Annotated in this window: 15 protein-coding genes and 1 CRISPR repeat array; of the genes, 7 read left to right on the top strand and 8 right to left on the bottom strand. The window is 63.3% G+C overall.

The genetic code is table 11. The features are described 5' to 3' along the window. The first annotated feature begins 13 nt into the window (after window positions 1-13). Window positions 14-493: a transcription elongation factor GreA gene (gene greA, locus K5607_RS11610; protein WP_221047089.1), complete on the top strand. Its 480-nt coding sequence runs from the start codon at window positions 14-16 to the stop codon at window positions 491-493. 48 nt (window positions 494-541) lie between these two features. Here greA and yhbY read toward each other — a convergent pair whose 3' ends face one another. Next, window positions 542-889, bottom strand: coding sequence for a ribosome assembly RNA-binding protein YhbY (gene yhbY / locus K5607_RS11605; RefSeq protein ID WP_082411288.1), 348 nt, complete (start codon window positions 887-889; stop codon window positions 542-544). A gap of 62 nt (window positions 890-951) precedes the next feature. Between yhbY and rlmE the strand changes: the two genes are divergently transcribed. Together rlmE and ftsH are read left to right on the top strand one after the other, a co-directional pair. Beyond that, window positions 952-1,578 carry a 23S rRNA (uridine(2552)-2'-O)-methyltransferase RlmE gene (gene rlmE / locus K5607_RS11600; protein WP_054772530.1) on the top strand — a complete coding sequence of 209 codons (627 nt, stop codon included), beginning with the start codon at window positions 952-954 and terminating at the stop codon, window positions 1,576-1,578. Window positions 1,579-1,800: 222 nt separating this feature from the next. Next, window positions 1,801-3,723 (top strand): ATP-dependent zinc metalloprotease FtsH, encoded by a 1,923-nt coding sequence (gene ftsH, locus K5607_RS11595; RefSeq protein ID WP_221048937.1) that lies wholly within the window; start codon window positions 1,801-1,803, stop codon window positions 3,721-3,723. Window positions 3,724-3,991: 268 nt separating this feature from the next. On the opposite strand, the gene smbP is transcribed toward ftsH, so the two are convergent. After that, a complete protein-coding gene (gene smbP / locus K5607_RS11590) occupies window positions 3,992-4,369 on the bottom strand; it encodes a small metal-binding protein SmbP (protein WP_054772523.1) in 378 nt (125 codons plus the stop codon). A 263-nt stretch (window positions 4,370-4,632) separates the two neighbouring features. On the opposite strand from smbP, the gene rlmM reads away from it, so the two are divergent. Next, window positions 4,633-5,694 carry a 23S rRNA (cytidine(2498)-2'-O)-methyltransferase RlmM gene (rlmM, locus tag K5607_RS11585; RefSeq protein WP_246598846.1) on the top strand — a complete coding sequence of 354 codons (1,062 nt, stop codon included), beginning with the start codon at window positions 4,633-4,635 and terminating at the stop codon, window positions 5,692-5,694. 18 nt (window positions 5,695-5,712) lie between these two features. On the opposite strand, the gene K5607_RS11580 is transcribed toward rlmM, so the two are convergent. Further along, window positions 5,713-6,159 carry an outer membrane protein assembly factor BamE gene (locus tag K5607_RS11580; protein ID WP_054772524.1) on the bottom strand — a complete coding sequence of 149 codons (447 nt, stop codon included), beginning with the start codon at window positions 6,157-6,159 and terminating at the stop codon, window positions 5,713-5,715. An 82-nt stretch (window positions 6,160-6,241) separates the two neighbouring features. Between K5607_RS11580 and fur the strand changes: the two genes are divergently transcribed. From fur to lolD, 3 genes are read left to right on the top strand one after another with little or no spacing between them, the layout of a single operon-like run. Beyond that, complete coding sequence (fur, locus tag K5607_RS11575; protein ID WP_054772525.1) at window positions 6,242-6,661, top strand: ferric iron uptake transcriptional regulator; 420 nt, start codon at window positions 6,242-6,244, stop codon at window positions 6,659-6,661. A 43-nt stretch (window positions 6,662-6,704) separates the two neighbouring features. Continuing rightward, window positions 6,705-7,952: a lipoprotein-releasing ABC transporter permease subunit gene (locus K5607_RS11570; protein ID WP_054772526.1), complete on the top strand. Its 1,248-nt coding sequence runs from the start codon at window positions 6,705-6,707 to the stop codon at window positions 7,950-7,952. After that, window positions 7,945-8,634 (top strand): lipoprotein-releasing ABC transporter ATP-binding protein LolD, encoded by a 690-nt coding sequence (gene lolD, locus K5607_RS11565; RefSeq protein WP_221047088.1) that lies wholly within the window; start codon window positions 7,945-7,947, stop codon window positions 8,632-8,634. The genes K5607_RS11570 and lolD overlap by 8 nt, the downstream gene beginning before the upstream one ends. Before the next feature lie 329 nt (window positions 8,635-8,963). Next, window positions 8,964-14,969: direct repeats of the CRISPR family, unit length 28 nt; unit sequence GGTCGATCCCCGCGTGTGCGGGGGAAAC. A gap of 78 nt (window positions 14,970-15,047) precedes the next feature. Here lolD and cas2e read toward each other — a convergent pair. From cas2e to cas7e, 5 genes are read right to left on the bottom strand one after another with little or no spacing between them, the layout of a single operon-like run. Then, window positions 15,048-15,341, bottom strand: a complete 294-nt coding sequence (gene cas2e, locus K5607_RS11560) for a type I-E CRISPR-associated endoribonuclease Cas2e (protein ID WP_054772527.1) — start codon at window positions 15,339-15,341, stop codon at window positions 15,048-15,050. Further along, a complete protein-coding gene (cas1e, locus tag K5607_RS11555; protein WP_221047087.1) occupies window positions 15,313-16,206 on the bottom strand; it encodes a type I-E CRISPR-associated endonuclease Cas1e in 894 nt (297 codons plus the stop codon). The genes cas2e and cas1e overlap by 29 nt, the downstream gene beginning before the upstream one ends. Further along, window positions 16,203-16,934 carry a type I-E CRISPR-associated protein Cas6/Cse3/CasE gene (gene cas6e / locus K5607_RS11550; protein WP_221047086.1) on the bottom strand — a complete coding sequence of 244 codons (732 nt, stop codon included), beginning with the start codon at window positions 16,932-16,934 and terminating at the stop codon, window positions 16,203-16,205. Before cas6e ends, cas1e begins: the two co-directional genes overlap by 4 nt. Then, window positions 16,931-17,911 (bottom strand): type I-E CRISPR-associated protein Cas5/CasD, encoded by a 981-nt coding sequence (gene cas5e, locus K5607_RS11545; protein WP_221047085.1) that lies wholly within the window; start codon window positions 17,909-17,911, stop codon window positions 16,931-16,933. Before cas5e ends, cas6e begins: the two co-directional genes overlap by 4 nt. A gap of 1 nt (window position 17,912) precedes the next feature. Further along, window positions 17,913-19,061: a type I-E CRISPR-associated protein Cas7/Cse4/CasC gene (cas7e, locus tag K5607_RS11540; RefSeq protein WP_221047084.1), complete on the bottom strand. Its 1,149-nt coding sequence runs from the start codon at window positions 19,059-19,061 to the stop codon at window positions 17,913-17,915. Window positions 19,062-19,064 lie beyond the last annotated feature (3 nt).

Below are 19,064 nucleotides of genomic sequence, written 5' to 3'. Positions count from 1 at the left end.
GGGAATCACGCGAATGGCCGCCAAAGTACCCATGACCGCCCGCGGGGCGGCGAAATTGCGCGAAGAATTGACCCATCTGAAAACGGTGGTGCGTCCGCGCATCATCGAAGCCATTTCGGAAGCGCGCGCCCACGGCGACTTGAAGGAAAACGCCGAATACCATGCTGCTCGCGAGCAGCAAGGTTTCACCGAGGGCCGTATCTCGGAGATCGAGGCCAAACTGTCCAACGCTCAGATCATCGATGTCGCCACGCTGCACGCCGACGGGCGCGTGGTCTTCGGCGCGACGGTGGAGTTGGAGGAGGCCGGCGGTAGCGGCGTGGTGGTTTATCAAATCGTCGGCGACGACGAGGCCGACATCAAGGCCGGCCTGATTTCCGTATCCTCCCCCATCGCTCGCGCCTTGATCGGCAAGGAGGAAGGCGAGCTGGTCACCGTGCAGGCGCCAGGCGGGGACAAGCAGTTCGAAATCCTCTCCGTGGAATACAAATAGAGCGCCTTAGCGTCCCTCCCCGAGGCGGGGAGGGGGCGAAGCCGGTTCTTAGGTCGTTCCTTCGCGCCGTCTTTGCGACGGTTTCCTGGCGGCGGGACGGGAACGGGCCGGCGGTTTCGCCGCTTTGGGGCGTTCGGGATTTTTTCTATACAGCGTGACGATCTGTCCCAGGCTCTGCACCAAATCCGCTTTAAGCTGTTCGCAAAGCTCCCGGCCCATTTCCTGGCGCTGCTCCCGGTCGTCGTTGCGCAGTCTCACCTTAATCAATTCGTGGTGGTTTAACGCATTGTCTATTTCCGCGAGTACCGCTTCCGTTAAGCCGGCTTGGCCGGTGATGATGACGGGCTTTAATGCGTGCGCTTTGGCGCGCAAGGCTTTCTTCAACTGTGGGGTCACTCGGGATACTCCGGAAGGCGAAACGTGCTGCTGGGGGGCCCAGGCTGGGCGGGGAGGGTAGGATAATGGGCAAAAGTCAGAGCAGCAAGCGTTGGCTCACCGAACATTTCAACGACGACTACGTCAAGCGGGCGCAGAAGGAAGGGTTGCGTTCCCGCGCCGTGTACAAGCTGCGGGAGTTGGACGAGCGCTATCGTTTGCTCAAACCGGGCATGATCGTGGTCGATCTGGGCGCGGCGCCGGGCGGTTGGTCCGAGTACGCCGTTGGCCGTGTCGGAGCCAAGGGCAAGGTGGTGGCGCTGGATATCTTGCCCATGGACGCCATCGACGGCGTGGACTTCATCCAGGGCGATTTTCGCGAGGACTCGGTGTTGGCGCAATTGCGCGAAACCGTCGGGGCGGACAAGGTGCAGGTGGTGTTGTCCGACATGGCGCCGAATATGAGCGGCAGCAAGGCGGTGGACCAGCCGCGCGCCATCCACCTGGCCGAACTGGCGCTGGAAGCGGCGATAGAGCTATTGGCGGCCGGCGGCAGTTTCGTCATCAAGCTGTTCCACGGCGAAGGCTTTGACGACTATGTGCGGGAAGTGCGGCGCTGCTTCAGTGCCGTCTCCGTGAAAAAGCCCGACGCTTCCCGTTCGCGCAGCCGCGAGGTTTACCTGTTGGCGACCGGCTTTAAAGCGCGGTAGGAACAATAACCCAGTGCGTTAGTCTAAAATTTGCACTATGATCGTAATCGTGTCCACGCTTAGCGCGATCGGTGCCGAGCATGTGCCGGCGATCCCTCCCGGCCAAAGCGCCGATTCGGCGGCTGCAAGTTGCGCCCAGTGGGCGTTTCCATAGTAAAGCCACTGGGTTTGCGATAGACTTCCGACCATCCTTCCCCTAGGGAGCGAATACCCTTGAACGACATGCTAAAGAATATTCTATTGTGGGTGGTCATCGCCGTCGGCCTGATGGCGGTGTTCAACAATTTCGGCGGCCGTCGCGGTTCGATGGAATCCGGATTGTCGTACTCCCAATTCATCAACTCGGTCAAATCAGGCCAAATTCAGCAGGTGGTCATCGACGGCCAAGTGGTTAAAGGCAAAACCACCGCCGGCGATCCGTTCACTACCTACAGTCCCAACGATCCCCACATGGTGGACGATTTGCTGGCCAGCGGCGTGGAAATCAAAGCGCAGCCGCCGGAGACCCAGTCGTTCCTCATGCAGGTGTTCGTCTCCTGGTTCCCCATGTTGCTGTTGATCGGCGTGTGGTTCTTCTTCATGCGCCAGATGCAGGGCGGCGGCGCCGGCGGCCGGGGCGCTATGTCCTTCGGCAAGAGCAAGGCGCGTTTGCTGGAAGAAGACCAGGTGAAAGTGACTTTCGCCGATGTGGCGGGCTGCGACGAGGCCAAGGAAGAAGTGACCGAAATGGTCGACTTCCTCAAAGACCCCAGCAAGTTCCAGAAACTGGGCGGCAAGATTCCCCGCGGCGCGCTGATGGTGGGGCCGCCGGGTACAGGTAAAACCTTGCTGGCCAAAGCCATCGCCGGCGAAGCCAAGGTGCCGTTCTTCACCATTTCCGGTTCCGACTTCGTGGAAATGTTCGTCGGCGTGGGCGCCTCCCGCGTGCGCGACATGTTCGAGCAGGCCAAGCGCCACGCGCCCTGCATCATCTTCATCGACGAAATCGACGCGGTGGGCCGCCATCGCGGCGCCGGCCTGGGCGGCGGCCACGACGAGCGCGAGCAGACCCTCAACCAGTTGCTGGTGGAAATGGATGGTTTCGAAGGCAGCGAAGGCGTCATCGTCATCGCCGCCACCAACCGCCCGGACGTGCTCGATCCGGCTCTGCTGCGCCCCGGCCGTTTCGACCGCCAGGTGACGGTTGGCCTGCCGGACGTGCGCGGCCGCGAGCAGATACTCAACGTGCACATGAAGAAGGTGCCGGCGGCGGGCGACGTGGTACCGAAAGATTTGGCCCGCGGCACGCCCGGCTTCTCCGGCGCGGATCTCGCCAACCTGGTCAACGAGGCCGCCCTGTTCGCCGCGCGCAAGAACAAGCGCGAAGTGCAGATGGAGGACTTCGAAAAAGCCAAGGACAAGATCCTCATGGGCGTGGAACGTCATTCCATGGTCATGAGCGAAGACGAGAAAAAGCTGACGGCCTATCACGAAGCCGGCCACGCCATCGTCGGCCTGACCGTGCCGGAGCACGACCCGGTGTACAAGGTGAGCATCATGCCGCGCGGGCGCGCCCTGGGCATCACCATGTTCCTGCCGGAGCGCGACCAGTACAGCGCCAGCAAGCAGAAACTGGAAAGCCAGATTTCCAGCTTGTTCGGCGGCCGCATCGCCGAGGAAATCATCGTCGGTTCCGAACGCGTCACCACCGGCGCTTCCAACGACATCGAGCGGGCCACCAACCTGTCCCGCAACATGGTGACCCGTTGGGGCATGTCGGAGCGCTTGGGGCCGTTGTCCTACAGCGAAGAAGAAGGCGAAGTGTTCCTGGGCCGCAGCGTGACGCGGCACAAGTCGGTGTCCGACGATACCGCTCATTTGATCGACGAGGAAATCCGCTCTTTCATCGACCGCAACTACGAGCGTGCCGAGCGTATCCTGAAAGAAAATCTCGACAAGCTGCATGCCATGGCGCAGGCGTTGATTAAGTACGAGACCATCGACCGGGATCAAATCGACGCCATCATGGCCGGCAAGGAGCCGCAGCCGCCCCAGGGTTGGGAAGATACGCCGCCCAGCAGCGGCGGCGGCACGGCGGTGAGCGCCGACGATAAGCCGAAGGAAGACGACTCGGCTTCCATCGGCCAGCCGGCCGGACAACACTAAGACCGGCCCGATAAAAGCCCCGGCTCCGCGAGGAGTCGGGGCTTTTTGCTTTCTTACGCTTGCCCGCGACGCATTCCTCGGCCTCGGTCCGGAGGCGTAGGCTTTACCGGTTTCGAAGCCCTTGGGACGACGGGCTGAGGGGCGCGGGTTGGGTGGGGCTGCGCGGCGCGGGCGTCCGCCTTTTAGTGTGTTAGCTGCGGGCAAATAAAAAGGGCGGGAACCTGAGGAGGTTCCCGCCCTGTCGCGAGGCTTTCGAGAAAGCGTCGGATTAGTTGTGCTGAGCTGCCACTTTCTTTTCGATGTCGGTCAGCTTGGTGACTGCTTCTTCCAGGAACTTGGTGGCTTCGGGCATGTCGCCTTTTTCGGCAGCGGTGGTGGCGCTACGGAGACGGGCTTGAGCGTGCTGCAGGGTAGCGCCCAGGTAATCGCCGGTAACTTCCTTCATGTGCTGTTTGGTAGCCTTGAGGACTTCCAGGGTTTGGTCCTTGTGGCCGGCTTGAGCATGGGTCAGGGCTTCTTTCGCGCTGGAAACAGCTTCTCTGGTGTGCTTCAGCACGCCAGCGGCGTCTTCAGCGGCGATAGCGGCAACACTGGCCAAGCTCAGAGCGCCGGCAACCAGCACAGCGGCGAATTTCTTTGCATACATATTCAATTTTCCTCGATCTAAACATTATGGTTGTACGGCTATCGCGAGCCGGGTTGGCTTTGGCCTCACCCGACTTTGCTTCGTGCCGGCGTTGTCCCGAGGGCTAGCCCCGGCCACGTCGCTAATCTTAATAAAATTTACTGCTGATTGTCATGTACTTAATAATCGGTTAGGTGCGCGCGAGGCGCACACCGGAGTCGCGGCATGGCCGCAGCGGTCAATTAAGAGGATAATAACGGTTCCGCCCAGCCGATTTTCTCTCCGTGCCTCCCATCGCCAACCTGATTTTGTACTGCCGCGCCGGCTTCGAAAACGAATGCGCCGCCGAAATAGCCGATGTCGCCGCCGCCTTGGGCGTGCCGGGATACTGCAAGGCCAAGCCTAGCGCCGGTTACGTGTTGTACGTGCCCCACGACCCGGTTCACGCCGCCGATTTACGCAACATCGGCGTCGACCAATTGGTGTTCGCGCGGCAAGTGGTGTTGGGCGTCGAATTTCTGAATCAGCTACCGGTAACCGACCGCTTGCAAGCGGTGCTGCCGGCCATACAGCGGCTCGGCCGGGAATTCGGCGATTTGCGGTTGGAAACCGCCGACACCAACGAGGCCAAGGAATTGAGCGTCTTTTGCCGCAAGTTCGCCGCCCCCTTGCGTCAGGCGTTGCAGAAAGGCGGCGTTGCCGTCGGTACGGCGGGGACGCCCAACCTGCATTTGTTTTTTCTCAGCTCCACCGCGGTCCATCTGGGCTGGTCCATCCCGGATCGGGCCTCGCCCTGGCTCATGGGGATTCCCCGCTTGAAGTTTCCGACGGGAGCGCCCAGCCGTTCCACCTTGAAGCTGGAGGAGGCTTTTCTCACGTTTTTGTCCGAACGCGAGCGCGCGGACAAACTCAAGCCCGGCATGAGCGCCGTGGACCTGGGCGCCGCGCCGGGCGGCTGGACCTGGCAGTTGGTCAAGCGCGGCCTGCGCGTGGCCGCGGTGGACAACGGTCCCATGGCCGAAGCGTTGATGGCGTCGGGATTGGTGGAGCACTGCCGGATCGATGGTTTTCGCTATCGTCCGGCCCAGCCGGTGGATTGGCTGGTATGCGACATCGTGGAACAGCCGTCGCGCATCGCCGCCCTGATGGGGCGCTGGCTGGCGGAAGGGCAGTGCCGCAACGCGATTTTCAACCTGAAGCTGCCGATGAAAAGGCGCTACGAGGAAGTGCGGCGGTGCGGCGAGATTATCGAGGCCGCCGTGGCGGGCGGCCCGCTAGCCGGCCGCGTGCGATTCAAACAGCTCTATCACGACCGCGAGGAAGTGACCGGCTACGTGGGTGCTTGAGGTCGGCCGGGACGGCGTTCAATTTTTCTCGAAGGAGCGCCGCAGGTACCCCCACAAGCTGTGGTCGAGTTCGCGCGGCGGGACCACCACGCTGCTGTGCGGGGCGGTGACGATGACAGGCTCGTCGCTGGGACGGAAGTCGCCGTCCACGCCAGCCAGCAGGTCTTTATCGAAATACAGCGTGATACGCCGGCCTTCGCGCTCCTCGCCGCCGACCGCCATGGTGTAGATGTAATCCCAGCGGTCCTTGTGGAAAGCATCCTGGATTAACGGCGTGCCCATGACGTAGGCGACCTGGCGCTTGGTCATGCCGGGCTGGAGCTGGCTGACCATGACGTCGGTGACGGCGTTGCCTTGCTGGATGTCGATGCGATAAACGCCGGGCACCCAACTCCAAGCGCTTTGGGTGCAGCCGGAAAGGACCATGGCGGCGGCCAGTAGGAACGGAACGGGGTTTTTTGCCATGAATTCGGTTTTGATCGGGGGGGTTTTGGGGGAAAATGATAACCCATAGCGTTAGCGCTCACACGTTTAGTAGGAGTTATGAGTGGAAAATGAAAACATCCGCAATGTAGGCCTCAAGGTCACGGTGCCTCGCGTAAAAATTTTGCAGATGTTAGAGAGCCGTGGCGACGACGAGCGCCACCTGAGCGCGGAAGACGTATACAAAACCCTGCTGCACGAGGGCGAGGAAATCGGCTTGGCTACGGTCTACCGGGTGCTGACCCAGTTCGAGGCGGCCGGTTTGGTCAAACGCCACCATTTCGAAGGCGGCAACTCGGTTTTCGAGTTGAATCGCGGCGTGCATCACGACCATATCCTCTGCGTCAAATGCGGCCGGGTGGACGAGTTCACCGACGAGCTCATCGAGTCGCGTCAAAAGACCATCGCGGCCGAATTGGGCTACGCGTTGACCGACCATTGCCTGTATCTCTACGGCGTCTGCGCCGACTGCGGCAAGCAGTGAACCGGCGCATCGCCGCCGCCACCTGAAAGGATTTCCGTCCAACATGTTCCGTCCCCTTATCGTTTACATCGGCCTGCGCTATACGCGGGCCAAGCGCCGAACGCGCTTCATTTCTTTCATCACCCTCACTTCGGTGCTGGGCATCGCCCTGGGCGTTACCGCGCTGATCACGGTGTTGTCCGTGATGAACGGCTTCGAGGCGGAGCTGCGCGAGCGCATACTTGGCATGACGGCCCACGCCACCGTCACCGGCGGCGAAGGCAGCCTGCGCGACTGGCGCAGCCTGGAGCCCATGCTGCAAATGCAGCCCTCGGTGCTGGCTTGGGCGCCCTACGTGGAAGGCCAGGTCATGCTCACTTCCGACCGGCGCGTCAGCGGCGCCATGCTGCGGGGCGTGCTGGTGGACTACGAGCCGAAAGTGTCGGAAGTGGCCCAGCGCATCACCAAGGGCCGGCTGGATCAGCTCAAGCCCGGCGAGTTCGGCATGATCATGGGCGAGGAACTGGCCCAGGCGCTCGGCCTGATTCCCGGCGATCAAGTCACCGTCATCACGCCGCAGATGAACGCCACCCCGGCCGGCATCATGCCGCGCCTGAAGCGTTTCACCCTCACCGGCACCTTCAAGGTGGGCATGTACGAATACGACCGTAACTTGGCCCTCATCCACATGGACGACGCTGCCAAGTTGTTCCGCATGGAGGACGCGGTGTCCGGTCTGCGCCTGAAACTGGACGATTTGTTCAACGCGCCCAAGCTGACGCGGGACCTGGCCCAGGTGCTGGGGCGGGGCTACTACGTGTCCGATTGGACCCGCGCCCACTCCAACTTCTTCAAGGCGGTGCAGACCGAGAAGAGCGTGATGTTCATCATTCTGCTGCTGATCGTCGCCGTGGCGGCGTTCAACATCGTTTCCACCCTGGTCATGGTGGTGACCGACAAACGGGCCGACATCGCCATCCTGCGGACCCAGGGGATGACGCCGGCGGAAGTCATGGGCGTGTTCATGGTGCTGGGCACGGTCATCGGCGCGTTCGGTACCCTGGTCGGCTGTGTCGGCGGCATCGCCCTGGCGCTCAACGTGGAAACCCTCGTGCCCATGATCGAAAAAGCCTTCGGCGTGCAGTTCATGCCCGGCGACGTGTACTACATCAGCCAGCTGCCGTCCAAGCTGGTGTGGGCCGACGTGTACCAGATCGCCGGCATGGCCTTCCTGCTGTCCCTGCTGGCCACCATTTACCCCGCGTGGCAAGCCTCGCGCATCAAGCCGGCGGAGGAGCTGCGTTATGAATAAACCCACCGTGTTGCAGTGCAGCCACCTCTACATGCGCTTCGCCGAGGGCGGGCTGGACGTGGAAGTGCTCAAGGACGTCAGCCTGGCCGTGCACCAAGGCGACCGCATCGCCATCATGGGCGCCTCCGGTTCCGGCAAAAGCACCTTGCTGCACTTGCTGGGCGGCCTGGAAAAGCCGACGCGGGGCATCGTCGCCATGGACGGAATACAAATCGCCAAGCTCAAGGAGCGGGAACTGGCGCGCTTGCGCAACCGCGCGTTGGGTTTCGTCTACCAGTTCCACCATTTGCTGGGCGAATTCACCCTGGTGGAAAACGTCGCCATGCCCCTGTTGATCGGCGGTGAATCCGTCTCCAAAGCCAGCGCCGCAGCGAAAGACATGTTGGGCCGGGTAGGGCTGGCGCAACGCATGGAACACAAGCCGGGCGAACTGTCCGGCGGCGAGCGCCAACGAGCCGCCATCGCCCGTGCCCTGGTCACCCATCCCAAGTGCGTGCTGGCCGACGAGCCCACCGGCAACCTGGACAGCAAGAACGCCGAGCAGGTGTACGACCTGATGGTGGAACTGAACCAGACCCTGGAAACCAGCTTCCTGGTGGTCACCCACGATCCCCGCCTGGCGGCGCGCATGGATACGGTGTGGCACATGGAGGACGGGCGCCTGGCTACGCCCGCTGCCTAGCGGGAAAGCGCTTGCGCCGGCTTTTGCTGGAAAAACGCCGACGAGAGGCTTTGTCTACAGCGTGGCGGGTTGCTCCACGATCCCTGATGCTCCGGCAGTATAGGGGCCGTTAAGGGGCGGCCCGTTTCCGATAAACGCGCATTTTCGTCCGCGCCGGTTCGCACGTAATTTAGCTGGGTTAGCGCAGCGTAACCCAACAAAGAGGGCGGAACCTTTCTCCTGATTACGGTTAGGAAACCGGATCCGGCCCGCGCCCCGCAAGGCTTATGTCCCCCAACCCGCCGCGCGGCAAAAACCTCCCTCTGTAGGAGCGCGCTCTGCGCGCGAAAGGCCGGTCCCCGCGTGTGCGGGGGAAACTTCCCGCCCGACTACGTCAACCAGCTGCGGATGGGTCGATCCCCGCGTGTGCGGGGGAAACGCGAAGAGGCGCAGTTGGCATGGGCTACTTTAGGGTCGATCCCCGCGTGTGCGGGGGAAACGAACAGGGTGGCGTCTTCGGACAGCAATACCGAGGTCGATCCCCGCGTGTGCGGGGGAAACCTGGCGGTTGCAGGGCCTCATACGCCCGGCGGAGGTCGATCCCCGCGTGTGCGGGGGAAACATGATAATGACATCGAAGAAATGCGGAGGATTGGGTCGATCCCCGCGTGTGCGGGGGAAACGACGGCGCGGCCTTTTTTGTGTCGGGAAACCAGGGTCGATCCCCGCGTGTGCGGGGGAAACGTGGCGGGATAACGGTATTTTCTCCCACCGCAAGGTCGATCCCCGCGTGTGCGGGGGAAACCACAAATCGTCAAGTTGTTCCCGTTCGTCGTCGGGTCGATCCCCGCGTGTGCGGGGGAAACTTTGCTCCGCCGGGGATTCATCGGCCGCCCCCAGGTCGATCCCCGCGTGTGCGGGGGAAACGCTGGAGTGATCCTGACACTCCGCCGTCTTCGGGGTCGATCCCCGCGTGTGCGGGGGAAACAGCACCAGCGGCGTTTCCTGGTCGATCAAGCCGGGTCGATCCCCGCGTGTGCGGGGGAAACGTCTCCCGCGCGGATATTCGCGACCCCAAAGCGGGTCGATCCCCGCGTGTGCGGGGGAAACTTCGCCCAATTCTTTTAGCGTTGTTTGCATGCGGGTCGATCCCCGCGTGTGCGGGGGAAACCATACAACCACGGAACCGCATAACCATGGCTAAGGTCGATCCCCGCGTGTGCGGGGGAAACTCCAACCGGTCAGGCCAGCGGTAGGCGGACTCAGGTCGATCCCCGCGTGTGCGGGGGAAACGAAAGCAGCGCCACCCATGCGTGGAAATGGGCAGGTCGATCCCCGCGTGTGCGGGGGAAACTTTTTCACTACGCTAGCTGCGGGCGTTGCGTTGGGTCGATCCCCGCGTGTGCGGGGGAAACGCCGTTAAATCCACCGAACCCAGGCCGTAGAGGGGTCGATCCCCGCGTGTGCGGGGGAAACGAAGGCCGAAGTGTTCGTGCATGCGGCGATTAAGGTCGATCCCCGCGTGTGCGGGGGAAACATACCGCCGCCGGGGGCGTGACGCAACATGACGGGTCGATCCCCGCGTGTGCGGGGGAAACTGCTGTCGCTGTGTCGGCGGGATGGGGCTGGCGGGTCGATCCCCGCGTGTGCGGGGGAAACGACGCGGAGGACGAGGCGCTGCTGGGGTTATCGGGTCGATCCCCGCGTGTGCGGGGGAAACGCCCCGTGACATCATTGGGCTTTTTCTATTTAAGGTCGATCCCCGCGTGTGCGGGGGAAACGTTCATCGCTCAGATGTTGGGGGTTTAACATGGGGTCGATCCCCGCGTGTGCGGGGGAAACCCAAAACGTCGGCGCATGCAAAAATGGCCGGCGGGTCGATCCCCGCGTGTGCGGGGGAAACACAAGAAAGGCCGATGGCAAAACGTCGGCGCGGGGTCGATCCCCGCGTGTGCGGGGGAAACATGTCACGAGTGCTGCCCCACCCAAAGAACGTAGGTCGATCCCCGCGTGTGCGGGGGAAACGATCGAATCTTGGAGTATCGGACTCGGAGTAAGGGTCGATCCCCGCGTGTGCGGGGGAAACTTGCACCCGGAGGCCTTGAACAAGACAGCGGAAGGTCGATCCCCGCGTGTGCGGGGGAAACTTTATAAGCAATGCCCCCATTGTGGATATTACAGGTCGATCCCCGCGTGTGCGGGGGAAACGTGTTTAAAACCCAGCCAAGCGCTGCCTATCCGGGTCGATCCCCGCGTGTGCGGGGGAAACGCTGCCGTTTTGGAGCGGAACTCGGATATTGCGGGTCGATCCCCGCGTGTGCGGGGGAAACCGGCCTGTGCGTGTGACGACGTTATTTTTATAGGGGTCGATCCCCGCGTGTGCGGGGGAAACCAGCGCATTGCGGCCATCATTCTGGATTTGATGGGTCGATCCCCGCGTGTGCGGGGGAAACATGCGTATTTCATCAACACCGACTTCCTGGAAGGGTCGATCCCCGCGTGTGCGGGGGAAACCAGATTACGCGGATGCTTGTGAAGCGGCTCGAGGGTCGATCCCCGCGTGTGCGGGGGAAACGTCTCGTGCCCTGGCTTGCTCTTCCTTAGTGATGGTCGATCCCCGCGTGTGCGGGGGAAACGTTGCTAGCGTAATCCTGACCATACCGCGCAAGGGTCGATCCCCGCGTGTGCGGGGGAAACAAAACGATTTGTCGCGGATATCATCGAGTCCAAGGTCGATCCCCGCGTGTGCGGGGGAAACCGCCCCAAGTCCCTTGCCGATCTTGCACAGCAGGGTCGATCCCCGCGTGTGCGGGGGAAACGGCGAAGTGCAGCGGTTTTTGATCGGCGATCTGGGTCGATCCCCGCGTGTGCGGGGGAAACCCTAAGTAAGCGCCCACAAAAAACCCCGGATCGGGTCGATCCCCGCGTGTGCGGGGGAAACAACCACGTCAAGCGGCTACCCGATGGCTCCGTGGGTCGATCCCCGCGTGTGCGGGGGAAACTTCCATGTGCGGCGCAGGTCTCGGCTTTGGAACGGTCGATCCCCGCGTGTGCGGGGGAAACCCGTGGGATTGCCGGGGGTTTCCACCTTGTTATGGTCGATCCCCGCGTGTGCGGGGGAAACAGTGCTATAGGACACTGGGGCGGCGGTGGGCCAGGTCGATCCCCGCGTGTGCGGGGGAAACTAGGCTAACGATGGAACCAGGATTTTACGATAAGGTCGATCCCCGCGTGTGCGGGGGAAACTTTGGGTCAGATGGGTCAGATAAAACAAACAAGGGTCGATCCCCGCGTGTGCGGGGGAAACGACGAGAGGCAGCATGCCTTGTGTTTGATTTGAGGTCGATCCCCGCGTGTGCGGGGGAAACACAAACCGGCCAAAAACCAGGCGTGGAAGCCAAGGTCGATCCCCGCGTGTGCGGGGGAAACGGCGGTGAGCATCATGCTCTAGCGTCTACAGTGGGTCGATCCCCGCGTGTGCGGGGGAAACATTATTGTCGTGGCGGATAGAAAAACGGTGGCGGGTCGATCCCCGCGTGTGCGGGGGAAACTTTCCGTTTGATTTGCTCACCACACAAAAAGCGGGTCGATCCCCGCGTGTGCGGGGGAAACCCTTCATGTCCTCGGCGATTTCCACGAAAACGGGGTCGATCCCCGCGTGTGCGGGGGAAACGGCGCGAACCGTTGCAGGCCTGCGCCCGACGAGGTCGATCCCCGCGTGTGCGGGGGAAACGACAAGGCTAAGGCGGCGCAGGCGTTGGCTGAAGGTCGATCCCCGCGTGTGCGGGGGAAACATTCCTTTCTGGCAACATAACTCTTTGATTCTGGGTCGATCCCCGCGTGTGCGGGGGAAACGAACTTTTGCGCAAGATCGGCAAAGAACTCGGAGGTCGATCCCCGCGTGTGCGGGGGAAACAGCTGGCCGGCCGTTCCGCCATTTCCCCCCATGGGTCGATCCCCGCGTGTGCGGGGGAAACAGAGTTTTATGACCGAGTAACTGGGGCGGTAAAGGTCGATCCCCGCGTGTGCGGGGGAAACAACGCTGTGGACGATGCCGCTAACGAATACACGGGTCGATCCCCGCGTGTGCGGGGGAAACCATACAACCACGGAACCGCATAACCATGGCTAAGGTCGATCCCCGCGTGTGCGGGGGAAACCGCACCAGGCGCATGAACGCCCGCACGTAGTCGGGTCGATCCCCGCGTGTGCGGGGGAAACGCAGATGGTCGATGCCGCCCAGTTGTTTGCCAGGGTCGATCCCCGCGTGTGCGGGGGAAACGGCGTGAATTTCTCCAGCATTCGCCAGGGCACGGGTCGATCCCCGCGTGTGCGGGGGAAACCGAACCCCAGCGGGCCGGCGTCTTTGCCATAGAGGTCGATCCCCGCGTGTGCGGGGGAAACCCCTGCGCGAATGGGTGGCGGGCGGCAAAAAGCGGTCGATCCCCGCGTGTGCGGGGGAAACGAACGCAGACGATTGACGGCGTATCGGCGCAGGGGTCGATCCCCGCGTGTGCGGGGGAAACTCGGCGATGGGCGTGCGCCACAGCTCGCGGTTGGGTCGATCCCCGCGTGTGCGGGGGAAACATCAGGATAATAGTTTTTGGAACTTCCGATAAGGGTCGATCCCCGCGTGTGCGGGGGAAACGCAACCACTCGTATGCGCGCTGGGTCATGCCGCGGTCGATCCCCGCGTGTGCGGGGGAAACGACGCATCCACCGATTTCAGGCGCGGCTTGTGGGGTCGATCCCCGCGTGTGCGGGGGAAACATTGCCTCGCGCCGTCCTCGCCCTGGCAATAGGGGTCGATCCCCGCGTGTGCGGGGGAAACGAAACGACGTTAAGCGGCTACCTGATGGCTCCGGGTCGATCCCCGCGTGTGCGGGGGAAACGTTGAAGCCGGGTTTAAACAGCTAGCAAGAAACGGTCGATCCCCGCGTGTGCGGGGGAAACACCGAGGACGCATAAATGGGCGAGCTGATCGCAGGTCGATCCCCGCGTGTGCGGGGGAAACGTTGCCGCCAGTGCCAGGCCAGCCGCTTTACAGGGTCGATCCCCGCGTGTGCGGGGGAAACTATGGGAGACGTACCGCCAGGCGCTGCGCGATAGGTCGATCCCCGCGTGTGCGGGGGAAACGGTTGTTGCTTCAGGCCGGCGACCCTAACGCCGGGTCGATCCCCGCGTGTGCGGGGGAAACCCGACGATTACCCAATCATTACATGTTGTGTAAGGTCGATCCCCGCGTGTGCGGGGGAAACCCCTGCGCAGCAGATGGCACCGTTACGTTGATGGGTCGATCCCCGCGTGTGCGGGGGAAACGTCCCAGTCGTGATTGTTAATTGGTTGGCGTTGGGTCGATCCCCGCGTGTGCGGGGGAAACCGAAGCAGTCCAGCGCCACGCAGGCATACTGGGGGTCGATCCCCGCGTGTGCGGGGGAAACAAAACCATGTCTGCGCGCGGGCTAAAAAATGAGGGTCGATCCCCGCGTGTGCGGGGGAAACTCATCAACGAATTTTTGTAATTCGTCATAATCGGGTCGATCCCCGCGTGTGCGGGGGAAACCTCTTCTGCCAACTCAAAGCCAGGAAGAACCAGGGTCGATCCCCGCGTGTGCGGGGGAAACGCGGCTTAATCACTAGGAGAATTTCAATGGCTGGGTCGATCCCCGCGTGTGCGGGGGAAACCCCCGTACAAATAAGCCCGTCGCCGCGCCAGCGGGTCGATCCCCGCGTGTGCGGGGGAAACACCCCGCGACTGCGCATCCAGCAGCCGCGCCCAGGTCGATCCCCGCGTGTGCGGGGGAAACTCGCCTCGGCCATGTCGGGATCAACCAGCCGCAGGTCGATCCCCGCGTGTGCGGGGGAAACCCATCCGGCCTGCTGGCATATTTGGCCTGGGCGGGTCGATCCCCGCGTGTGCGGGGGAAACCCCGACGACAAAAAAGCCGTAGAGGATGCGAAAGGTCGATCCCCGCGTGTGCGGGGGAAACACCCACTCTTCGATTGTGCTTGCTGCGTTTGAAGGTCGATCCCCGCGTGTGCGGGGGAAACTCCATGAGTTCACGGGGAGGCTAACGGCTAAAGGGTCGATCCCCGCGTGTGCGGGGGAAACGCAATCACCACGTCAGCGGAGGGAGAAACAAGGGGTCGATCCCCGCGTGTGCGGGGGAAACAATATGTGCCATCATCATTTGCTACTGTCCGCAGGTCGATCCCCGCGTGTGCGGGGGAAACTTTGCGGGCTGCATGTTGGCAACAATATCCAAGGGTCGATCCCCGCGTGTGCGGGGGAAACGAAGACGAGGATTTCGACACGGCGCGCGATTTCGGTCGATCCCCGCGTGTGCGGGGGAAACCCTAATCGCTAACGCAATGAATCATAACAAATTGTTAAAAAACACGCCCTTTGGCTAACGGGGGGCATCGCTGGGCGTTCAATGCCGTCGGGTGACGATCAGGCCGTCCAGTTCCAGCAATTCCACCGGCGGCAACCCCAGTACGCGCACATTTTGTCCGCCGGGCATTTTGGCGTCGTGCCAGACCATGACGACGGAAGCCTCCTGTTCCGCCACGAACCAATCGTCCAGCACCGCCCAGATACGTTCCCGCACGGCGGGCGATAAATACGGCGCGCTGTAGACGCCGGGCGCCAGCTCCAGCATGGAGGAGGCGAGGAATCCCCGCACCCGTGTCGCGACGTTACGGGTTACCACCACGGTCATCGACATGGAGCAGCTCCTTGGTGCGGTCGATCATTTTGGGGATGACCTGCTGCTTGCGAAACAGCCGCGCGGCTTCCTTGCGCAGTTCCCGTTCCAACAGCAGTTCCGGATTGTCCTGGACGCGCTTGGCGACACTGAAGGCCAGGGGCAACACCAGTTCCGCCCGGTACAGGTCGGCCAGGTCCAGGGTGAAGGCGTTGCTGGAGTCCTCGTGGATAAAGCCCAGCGGCGGCAGCGCGCCCACGGCGGCCACCGCCACGTCGGCGGCGGCTTCCACAAACGTTGCGGCGTGGTTGATGGCCTGATTGGGGATGTCGCAGGCGTTGGGGTTTTGCCGGTCGTAGCGGCGGCCCTTCCAATTCACGCCGTGCTGTTCGGCCACCAGGCGGTAGGTGGCTTTCATGCGGGCGCCTTCGATGCCGCGCAGTACGGCGATGTCCCTATGGGGCAAGACTTCGCCGAAGCGGAAGGCGTACATGCGCCGGGCCACGTCCAGCCGGGCTTTTTCGTCGGCCCACAAACGGGCGTGGGCGCGGGCCACTTCCGAACGGCCCTGGCCCATGGGCGGGGCGGTGTAGAACTTGACGCCGCCTTCGCCCACCGCCGCCAGCAGGGTGCCGTGGCGCGCCAGAACACGCAGGGCGTCGTGGCTGACGGTGCTGCCCGGCCCCAGCAACAGCAGAGAGACGCCTTGGTAGGGGATAGCATAGTCGCCGGCCTTGAGGGTTTCCGATTCGGCGGCAAGGAAATGCAGGGTACCGTCTTCCACGCTCAGCTTGCCCCGTTCCAGCCACAGCAGGCCGTGGCGGTCGGCGTGGGGGATGCGCGATTCGGCCAACCCTAGGCGTCCGGCCAACAGGGTGCTGCTCATGGGGCGGGCCTCAGCAGCAGCATGCCGTAGCCGAAGGCGCGGTGGCGGCCGATGCCGCGCGCCAATAGCGTTTGGAACGCCGTGCCGTCCTGTACGGTGAGTATGCCGCCGAGCTTGGCTTGCGGTGCGAGAAAATCGCGCCGGCCGGCGCCCTCCGCCTTGCGCAGCAGCCGCACGATGCGGAAGCCTTCCAGGCTGTAGTCTTCCAGTATGGCTGCCGTGCCCAGTTGGTGTTCCAGCCAAAGGCGATAGACCGCGTCGCGGCTGTCCGGCTGTTGGCCGGATGCTTCCCGTTCGCGCACATGGCGGCGGTAGATGTCGTCTTCGTTTTGCTTCAAGCGGCTGATGGGGCTGGCCAGCAGTTCAAAGCCCAGCCGACGGCCGGCGCGCCATTGGGCCGGCATGGGCTTGGCGGCGAAGTTTGCTTCGAGGGGACACACTTGCAGCGCCAGGGGTGAGGCGAAGGCCTGGGCGTGTTCGATCAGTTGTTCGCCGCTCTGGCTGGAAAACCCCAGCAGCCGGGGCGGCTGGCGGTTGCGGCTGTCTTGCAGCAGGCGGAAAGGCTTGATGGCGCCCTGGCCGAATACGGCGGTGAGCCAGGCGTGGGCGGTGTAGCCCAGGTCTTCGTCGCGGCGGCTGTTGAGCCCTTGTTGTTGGGCGAAGCGGAACAGCGCCGCTGGATCCGGCCGCAGTTCGATGAGATGGAGATTCTGGCTGTTCGCGCTCATGCTTGCAGCTCCAACAGCCCTTCCACGCGCAGGCGGCGCCCAGCGTGGATTTGGTTGCGCCAGTCGCGGCGGTCGTAGATCGGGATTTCCTGCGCGTTGGCGTTCGCGCCCAGGCGGGCGGGCCAGCAGGCTTGCAGCCGCACCGCCTGATCGGCCTCCGGGGAAGGGGCCGTGGCGTTTTTCCGTAGCCGCTGCCTTTCGCAGCGCGGCTCCCGGCGCAAGGCGGCCAGCACGTCGTCGGCCTCCACCTGGCGCAGCAACAGCGGCTCGCTGGGCAAACAGGTTTTGCGGCCGAGGAACAGCGGGCGGGCCGGTTCGCGCAGGGCGGCGGCGAGGTCGGCCAGGTTGGGGCTTCCCGTCACTCCCTCTCTTGCAGGGAGAGCCCCATGCATCGTGCCGACGCCGGATGGTTCACCGGAACCGGCGTTTTCGGTCCCCTCTCCCACCCGGGAGAGGGACAGGGTGAGGGGATTTGAAGGCCATGGCTTTTTATTTCCCTCACCCCAACCCTTTCCCGAAGCCTGACTTATTCCGCTTTGCGGCGGCTTTCCCTTGGGGAGAGGGGGCCGGAGAGGTTCGGCCGCATCCTTGAGAGCTACGGCCACGGTCATGACGCCGTTGGCCCAGTAGTGGCGGTAGCGCTGGTGGGTCCCGAAAGCCGCCGCCGCGCCGCCGGCCCGGTGTTCCGGCTCGCCGCGCGTGGTCCAGCCGGGCTCGCGCATTTTCGGCTGTCCCAAATCCACCGTGTGGTAGTCCAGCAGGGCTTGCGGCTCCACGTCCCAGCGCGCGGCATACTCGATGCGCGCTTGCAGGGCTTCCAACGCTTCGGCGTCGCCGTGGCGGTAGCCCAGGGCATTGCCGAACAGCCCGGCCAGCAGCGACAGGCCGGGAAACCGCTCGGTCGGTCCGTGCTGGTCCACCATGACGCCGCCGAAGCTCATCAGCGGTGCGTCGAAACGCAATAGCAGGATGTCCATGTCAGGCTCCGAACACAGCGTCGAGAATCTGTTTGACGGCTTGGTCCAGCGGCAGACGCGGCGCGGCGTTTTCCGGCCATTGCTTGCGGGTGGCGGCGGCGCGGTGGCCGGCGGTGGCGCCGTACATGGCGTCCACGTCGGCAAGATAGCACCCCATGGCATCGACGGCGCTTTGCATCACGTCCCCTTTCGCCGGCAAGGCTTTTAGGTAAGCGTTGGCCAGACAGCGCGGCTGTTTGGCGCCGGCTTCCAGCAGCAGGAAGTCGCTGTAGGCATAGGGCGCGGTGGCGCCCAGTTTGGCGCCGGGCGACACGGTGGCGATGGCTTCGATCAGGCCGGCCAGCACCTGGCGGGCGTCGGCGGAATCCTGTTTGGCCCAGTCCTTGGCGTCACAGCCGGTGAGGTTGGAAATCAGCAAGGGGATGTCCACTGCCACATAGCCGTAGTACAGCCCGGCGCCCAGTTCCATGTCGCCGGCGTGGGCGGCGCCGGTTTCATCGTCCAAGTTCAAGTCGTCCACCACGGTGAAGTAATCCACCTCGGTGTCCAGGCCGTGGACGGTGAAGGCGTGGGCCACGTGCACGGCGGCGTCGCTGCGGGCGAGGATGTCGGAGGTGACGAAGCGGCCGAACATTGCGCCTTCCAGTCCGGCGTACAGATCGCCGTGGCCGGCCTGCTTGAGCATGGCCTTGAAGTTCTTTTTATCGGTTTTGAGCTTTTGCTTGAGGGTATCCAGGGCCGCTTTTTCGTCGCCGGCTGTTGCACATTCCGTCAGCAGGCCGACGAAAAAATCGGCCTCGGGCCGGCCGAACAACACCGGTTGCTTGAGGGCCAGGGAGCCGTCGTCCTCCACGCCACCGTCGATAACGGCGTCGATCAGCGCTTTGGCCAGGACGCGCGCCAAGGTTTCCGCCACGCCGGCCTGGATCAGCTCCGGCAGGACGATGCGGCCGAAAAACTGCCGGGAGCGGATGCCTTGCGGCAACTTGACGGTGTCTTGCAGGTTTTCCCGCCAATGGCGCTTGAGGCATTGCGACGAAATCCGCAGGCGCGGCTTGTCGCCGAAGGGGATGCGTTTGGCCAGGCCTGCGTCGTCGCGGTTGAGCAGGGTGGCGTGGTAAGAGGTGAGGCTGTGGATTTGCAGAAACATGGC

This window comes from Methylogaea oryzae, from assembly GCF_019669985.1.
GTDB classification, from domain to species: domain Bacteria; phylum Pseudomonadota; class Gammaproteobacteria; order Methylococcales; family Methylococcaceae; genus Methylogaea; species Methylogaea oryzae.
The sequence above is the reverse complement of the archived record's forward strand: the minus strand, read 5'-3'. Positions and strand labels throughout refer to the sequence as shown.

Excerpts from the sequence above, each read along its gene's own strand:
- greA (WP_221047089.1), top strand. The coding sequence starts at position 14 with ATGGCCGCCAAAGTACCCATGACCGCCCGCGGGGCGGCGAAATTGCGC.
- ftsH (WP_221048937.1), top strand. The coding sequence starts at position 1,801 with ATGCTAAAGAATATTCTATTGTGGGTGGTCATCGCCGTCGGCCTGATG.
- smbP (WP_054772523.1), bottom strand. The coding sequence starts at position 4,369 with ATGTATGCAAAGAAATTCGCCGCTGTGCTGGTTGCCGGCGCTCTGAGC.
- K5607_RS11580 (WP_054772524.1), bottom strand. The coding sequence starts at position 6,159 with ATGGCAAAAAACCCCGTTCCGTTCCTACTGGCCGCCGCCATGGTCCTT.
- K5607_RS11570 (WP_054772526.1), top strand. The coding sequence starts at position 6,705 with ATGTTCCGTCCCCTTATCGTTTACATCGGCCTGCGCTATACGCGGGCC.
- lolD (WP_221047088.1), top strand. The coding sequence starts at position 7,945 with ATGAATAAACCCACCGTGTTGCAGTGCAGCCACCTCTACATGCGCTTC.
- cas2e (WP_054772527.1), bottom strand. The coding sequence starts at position 15,341 with ATGTCGATGACCGTGGTGGTAACCCGTAACGTCGCGACACGGGTGCGG.
- cas1e (WP_221047087.1), bottom strand. The coding sequence starts at position 16,206 with ATGAGCAGCACCCTGTTGGCCGGACGCCTAGGGTTGGCCGAATCGCGC.
- cas6e (WP_221047086.1), bottom strand. The coding sequence starts at position 16,934 with ATGAGCGCGAACAGCCAGAATCTCCATCTCATCGAACTGCGGCCGGAT.
- cas5e (WP_221047085.1), bottom strand. The coding sequence starts at position 17,911 with ATGGACATCCTGCTATTGCGTTTCGACGCACCGCTGATGAGCTTCGGC.
- cas7e (WP_221047084.1), bottom strand. The coding sequence starts at position 19,061 with ATGTTTCTGCAAATCCACAGCCTCACCTCTTACCACGCCACCCTGCTC.